This window comes from Clostridium sp. AM34-9AC (genome assembly GCF_003480225.1).
Classification (GTDB): Bacteria; Bacillota; Clostridia; order Lachnospirales; family Lachnospiraceae; genus Acetatifactor; species Acetatifactor acetigignens.
Genome location: NZ_QUIU01000050.1, coordinates 1 through 5,609, shown reverse-complemented (window position 1 = coordinate 5,609; position 5,609 = coordinate 1). Strand labels below are relative to the sequence as shown.

Annotated in this window: 6 protein-coding genes; 5 read left to right on the top strand and 1 reads right to left on the bottom strand. The window is 51.1% G+C overall.

Annotation, left to right across the window (positions count from 1 at the left end):
• The 3 genes from DW835_RS17415 to DW835_RS17405 form a co-directional block, all read left to right on the top strand.
• The coding region (locus DW835_RS17415) for a MobA/MobL family protein (RefSeq protein WP_118731496.1) at positions 1–1,404 on the top strand (1,404 nt) is incomplete at its 5' end.
• Between the two features lie 65 nt (positions 1,405–1,469).
• Positions 1,470–2,114, top strand: coding sequence for a CHC2 zinc finger domain-containing protein (locus DW835_RS17410; protein WP_117567768.1), 645 nt, complete (start codon positions 1,470–1,472; stop codon positions 2,112–2,114).
• Positions 2,083–3,420: a virulence-associated E family protein gene (locus tag DW835_RS17405; RefSeq protein WP_117567769.1), complete on the top strand. Its 1,338-nt coding sequence runs from the start codon at positions 2,083–2,085 to the stop codon at positions 3,418–3,420. The genes DW835_RS17410 and DW835_RS17405 overlap by 32 nt, the downstream gene beginning before the upstream one ends.
• A 28-nt stretch (positions 3,421–3,448) precedes the next feature.
• Here DW835_RS17405 and DW835_RS18765 read toward each other — a convergent pair whose 3' ends face one another.
• Complete coding sequence (locus tag DW835_RS18765; RefSeq protein ID WP_021682886.1) at positions 3,449–3,688, bottom strand: hypothetical protein; 240 nt, start codon at positions 3,686–3,688, stop codon at positions 3,449–3,451.
• On the opposite strand from DW835_RS18765, the gene DW835_RS17395 reads away from it, so the two are divergent.
• Positions 3,662–3,859 carry a hypothetical protein gene (locus DW835_RS17395; RefSeq protein WP_117452253.1) on the top strand — a complete coding sequence of 66 codons (198 nt, stop codon included), beginning with the start codon at positions 3,662–3,664 and terminating at the stop codon, positions 3,857–3,859. The genes DW835_RS18765 and DW835_RS17395 overlap by 27 nt on opposite strands.
• Positions 3,860–5,530 (top strand): recombinase family protein, encoded by a 1,671-nt coding sequence (locus DW835_RS17390; RefSeq protein ID WP_006060475.1) that lies wholly within the window; start codon positions 3,860–3,862, stop codon positions 5,528–5,530. It abuts the gene before it with no gap.
• Positions 5,531–5,609: the final 79 nt, after the last annotated feature.

Here is a 5,609-nt window from a genome sequence, read left to right as displayed (position 1 = left end):
CCACAGGAATATGCAGACCGCAATACTTTGTGGAACGCCGCCGAAGCGGTGGAAAAACAATGGAACTCCCAGCTTGCAAGGCGGTGGGTGCTTACCATCCCCAGAGAGATACCGCCCGACCAGTATGCTGTCCTTGTCCGGGAGTTTTGTGAGCAGCAGTTTGTTTCCAAAGGCATGATTGCTGACTTTGCCATCCATGACCCCCATCCGCCGGGACACAATCCCCACGCCCATGTCATGCTCACTATGAGGGCAATGGACGAACATGGAAAATGGCTTCCCAAGAGCCGCAAGGTTTATGACCTTGACGAAAACGGGGAACGGATAAAACTTCCGTCCGGCAGATGGAAAAGCCACAAGGAGGATACGGTGGATTGGAACGACCAGAAGTATTGCGAAATCTGGCGGCATGAATGGGAGGTCATCCAGAACCGCTATCTGGAAGCCAATGACCGTCCGGAGCGTGTGGACTTGCGTTCCTATGCCAGACAGGGGCTTGATATTGTCCCCACTGTCCATGAGGGGGCTGCTGTCCGGCAGATGGAAAAGCGTGGTATCCAGACGAATATCGGAAACCTGAACCGGGACATCAGAGCCGCCAACCGCCTGATGAAGTCTATCCGGCAGCTCATTCAAAACCTCAAAGGCTGGATTACCGAGCTGGGAGAAAAACGAAAAGAACTGCTTGCACAAAAGGCGGCGGAGGAAGCGACACTTCTTCCCAATCTGCTGATGAAGTATATGGAGATACGAAAGGAAGAACGGAAGGACTGGACAAGGGCTGGACAGAACCGGGGGACTTCACAGGACTTAAAGGCAGTCAGCGAAGCCCTGTCCTATCTCCGTCAAAAGGGGCTTTCTACTGTGGAGGACTTAGAAGTATTTCTGGAATCTTCCGGGAAATCAGCCGCAGATTACCGCAATCAGATGAAGCCAAAGGAAGCCCGAAGCAAAGTGATTGACGGGATTCTTGCCAGCCGGACAGACTGCAAGGAATGTAAGCCTGTCTATGAGAAGTACCAGAAGATATTTTTTAAGAAAACAAAGGAGAAATTCAAACAGGAACACTCGGAGGTTGCCCGGTATGAAAAAGCCGCCGCCTACCTTGCCAAGCACCCAGATGATAAGGACAGTACCCAAAAGGAGCTGCAAGAGGAGCAGGAAACGCTTCTGGAAGAAATCGCAGAGTTGAAAGTACCACTGACCGAGGTACAGGAGGATTTGAAGAAGCTGCGGGACATCCGCTACTGGGTACGGAAAGCCACACCCGGCACAGAGGAAAGTAAAGAGCCGCCTAAGAAGCAGCCCATCAAGGAAGTCTTGCAGGATAAGGCAGACGAGAAAAAGGCTCAAAGAACCGCCCCGGCACAGGCGAAACACAGACAACAGGATATGGAACTTTAACAGGCACTTGCCATTTTCAATCAGAGAATGTCAGGTGCTTTTCTTATTTTCAAGGAGTGATAGATTTGAATGTATTTGAAGCTGTGAAGCAGTCCGTCACAACAAGACAGGCTGCGGAGCATTATGGAATCCATGTAGGTCGGAACGGGATGGCTTGCTGCCCGTTCCATAATGATAAAACCCCAAGCATGAAGCTGGATCGGCGTTACCACTGCTTCGGCTGCGGTGCGGATGGGGATGTGATTGATTTTGCCGCCGCCCTGTATGGGCTGGCAAAGAAAGAAGCCGCCGTACAACTAGCAAATGACTTTGGGCTTTCCTATGAGGACTGGAAACCGCCGGGAAAGGCAAAAAAGCCCAAGCCCCGGCAGAAATCCCCGGAGGAACAGTTTCAGGAAGCAAAGAACCGCTGCTTCCGTATCCTTGCCGATTATCTCCACCTGCTTCGGGCATGGAGAACGGAATATGCCCCGCACTCCCCAGAGGAAGCCTTTCATCCCCGGTTTGTGGAAGCCTTACAAAAGCAAGCCCATGTGGAATATCTGCTGGATGTGCTGCTGTTCGGGGAGACAGAGGAAAAAGCGGCTTTGATTACGGACTACGGAAAGGATGTGATACAGCTTGAACAGCGAATGGCAGAGCTTGCAGCCGCAGACGCAGCAAGAACTAAAAAACACCATGAACGCCATGCAGCCGCCCCAGAGCGTTGAGGAAATCAAGGCGGGGCTGGAAACTACCGAGAAAGGCGGTGTCCGTCAGAGCATACGGAACTGCCTGACCGTATTCCAGCGTGACCCGCTGCTTTCCGGGGCTATCGCATACAACATCCTGACCGACCGCAAGGACATCATAAAGCCCATCGGCTTCCACAGGGAAAGCACAGCCCTGAACGATACGGACATGAAGTATCTGCTTCTTTATCTGGAAGAAACCTACGGGCTTACCAATGAGAAAAAGATTGATAACGCCATCGGGATTGTGGCGAATGAAAACAAGTACCATCCCATCCGGGACTATCTCAATACCCTTGTGTGGGACGGGACGGAACGAATCCGTTTCTGCCTGCGGCACTTTCTGGGGGCTGACGCAGACGATTACACCTATGAAGCATTGAAGCTGTTCCTGCTGGGTGCAATCTCACGAGCCTTTCAGCCGGGGTGCAAGTTTGAAATCATGCTCTGTCTGGTAGGCGGTCAGGGGGCTGGCAAGTCCACCTTCTTCCGTCTGCTGGCAGTCCGGGACGAGTGGTTCTCCGATGATTTGCGGAAGCTGGACGATGACAATGTGTACCGCAAGCTGCAAGGTCACTGGATTATCGAAATGTCAGAAATGATGGCAACCGCCAACGCCAAGAGCATTGAGGAAATCAAGTCATTTTTAAGCCGGCAGAAAGAGGTTTACAAAATACCCTATGAAACCCACCCGGCAGACCGCCCCCGTCAGTGCGTGTTTGGCGGCACTTCCAATGCCCTTGACTTCCTGCCCCTTGACCGTTCCGGCAACCGCCGCTTTATCCCCGTCATGGTGTACTCGGAGCAAGCCGAGGTTCACATTTTAGAGGACGAAGCTGCTTCCAGAGCCTATATCGAGCAGATGTGGGCAGAAGCGATGGAGATTTACCGAAGCGGCAGGTTCAAGCTGGCTTTCAGCCCCGCCATGCAGCGGTATCTCAAAGAACACCAGCGGGATTTTATGCCGGAGGACACCAAAGCCGGAATGATACAGGCGTATCTTGATAAGTACACCGGGAGCATGGTCTGTTCCAAGCAGCTCTACAAGGAAGCCTTGAACCATGCCTTTGACGAACCGAAGCAATGGGAAATCCGGGAAATCAACGAGATTATGAACCAGTGCATTTCCGGCTGGCGGTACTTCCCGAACCCAAGAATGTTTTCAGAATATGGCAGACAAAAGGGCTGGGAGCGTGAAAACCCGGCAACGGACTCCGGCAACCCGTCTGAAAAAACGATGGACGGTTTTGTGGAGGTCACAGAACAGATGGAGCTTCCATTCTGAAAATGACAGCCCGTTGCACCCTCTGTTGCTATCCCGTTGCCGAGCCGGTTGCCGGGGAAAACCCCTTATTTCCGGGCTTTTCTCCCTTATAACAACCAAAACAACAGAAAAATAAAAGAAAAGTATAAATAGTAACCATCGCCAGATTGAGATTGTTTGCAAGGTCTTTTGAAGCCCGTTGCCGGACTTCGTTGCCGACACCCTCTGTCTGGCTATTTTCATGTATGGAGGATAACTGCCTATGGCAAAAAACAAAACAGAGATTCATGTGACCACTGTATTTGACGGGGAGCTGGACGCAACCGATGTGTTCGTCAGCCTGATTTCCCAGAAATACGGAAAGACAAATACGAAAGAATATCTTGCTAAAAAGAGAGATATGAAGTATAATGAAGATGAGGTTCAAAAGAGCCAGATACCGTCTGGATTGTGTGGGTAAATGGCTATGATGAACGAAATGGAATACAGAACAATCGGTTCGGCACTTGCCGGGGGTTATCGTGCAGCGGTCTATTGCAGACTGTCAAAGGACGATGACCTGCAAGGCGAAAGTGCCAGTATCGCAAACCAGCGTGATATGCTGGAAAAATACTGCGAAAAGCAGGGATGGGAGGTTGTGGCAGTCTATCAGGACGATGGCTTCACAGGTCTTAATATGGAGCGTCCTGATTTACAGAGAATGTTGAGAGCCATTGAGCGCAGGCAAATCAACCTTGTCATTACGAAAGACCTCAGCCGACTGGGGCGTAACTATCTGCAAACCGGGCATTTGATTGAGGACTTTTTCCCAAGAAACGGTGTCCGCTATATCGCCATGAATGACGGTATCGACACCCTGCGTGATAACAACGATATTGCCCCGTTCAAGAATATCCTGAACGAGATGTACAGCAAGGATATTTCCAAGAAAGTCCATTCCTCTTATCTTCTGAAAGCGCAGAAAGGACAGTTTACCGGGTGTCTTGCCCCGTTCGGGTATCGGAAAGACCCGGAGGACAAAAACCATCTGCTCATTGACGAGGAAACCGCCCCGATTGTGCGGCTGATTTTCGGATATGCCCTAAACGGTCATGGTCCGAACTATATCCGCAGACGGCTGGAGGAAGAAAAAATCCCCTGCCCCACATGGTGGAACCGGGAACGGGGGCTTCGCAATACCCGCACCAAATGGGAAAAGAAAGACCCGGAAAACGGGCGGTATATGTGGGACTTCTCCGTTATCAAAGACCTTTTGATGAATCCCGTCTACACCGGGGCGATTGCTTCCCAGAAAAAGGACTACCGTTTCAAAATCGGCACGATTGGGGAAAAGAAGCCGGAGGACTGGATTGTGGTGGAGGGACAGCATGAACCGCTGATTGACCGCATGAGCTTTGACATTGTGCAGAACAAGCTGAAATCCCGCCAGCGTCCGGGGCAGACCAATGAAATCAGCCTGTTTGCCGGACTGATAAAATGCGGTGAGTGTGGGAAGTCACTGACGATACGCTACACAAACGCAAAACATCCCCAGCAGATTTACTCCTGCAAAACCTACAATGCCTTTGGAAAGAACCACTGCACCCAGCACCGGATTGATTATGACACCCTTTACAGCCATGTGCTGCGGAAAATCCGGGAATGTGCCAGAGCCGCCCTGATGGACGGGGAAGCGGTTGCCGACCGCTTGACCAATACCTGTGAAGCCGAGCAGCGGGAACAGCGGGAAGCAATGGAACGCTCCCTCACAAGGGACGAGGAACGGATTGAGGTTCTGGACAAAATGGTAATGCGGCTTTATGAGGATATGATTGCAGGGCGTATCAGTGAACAGAATTTCAACACCATGCTGGAAAAGACACAGACCGAGCAAGCGGAGCTTAAAGCAAAAGTGTCCGAGGGCAGAAAGCGGCTGTCCGATGAAGTCCAGCTTGCCAATGACGCAAAACAATGGGTGGAAGCCATTCAGGAATACGCCAATATCACAGAGCTGGACGCAGCCACCCTCAACCGCTTAATCAAAGAAATCGTCGTGCATGAGCGCATTGACGAAGATAAAACAAGACACATTTCTATCGAAATTCATTTTAATCTCAAACCCATCCCAGAGGTGGAACAGGTCACTGCCTGACCTGTCCCGCCGGGACGGTTCTCTTAACAACACCATATAGATTTTTTGTACGCCGCCGCCCGCCATCGAGCAGAGTTTT

What these genes read in the sequence shown, in the direction of transcription:
- DW835_RS17390 (WP_006060475.1), top strand. Translation starts at nt 3,860, where the DNA reads ATGGCTATGATGAACGAAATGGAATACAGAACAATCGGTTCGGCACTT.
- DW835_RS17405 (WP_117567769.1), top strand. Translation starts at nt 2,083, where the DNA reads ATGAACGCCATGCAGCCGCCCCAGAGCGTTGAGGAAATCAAGGCGGGG.
- DW835_RS17395 (WP_117452253.1), top strand. Translation starts at nt 3,662, where the DNA reads ATGGCAAAAAACAAAACAGAGATTCATGTGACCACTGTATTTGACGGG.
- DW835_RS18765 (WP_021682886.1), bottom strand. Translation starts at nt 3,688, where the DNA reads ATGAATCTCTGTTTTGTTTTTTGCCATAGGCAGTTATCCTCCATACAT.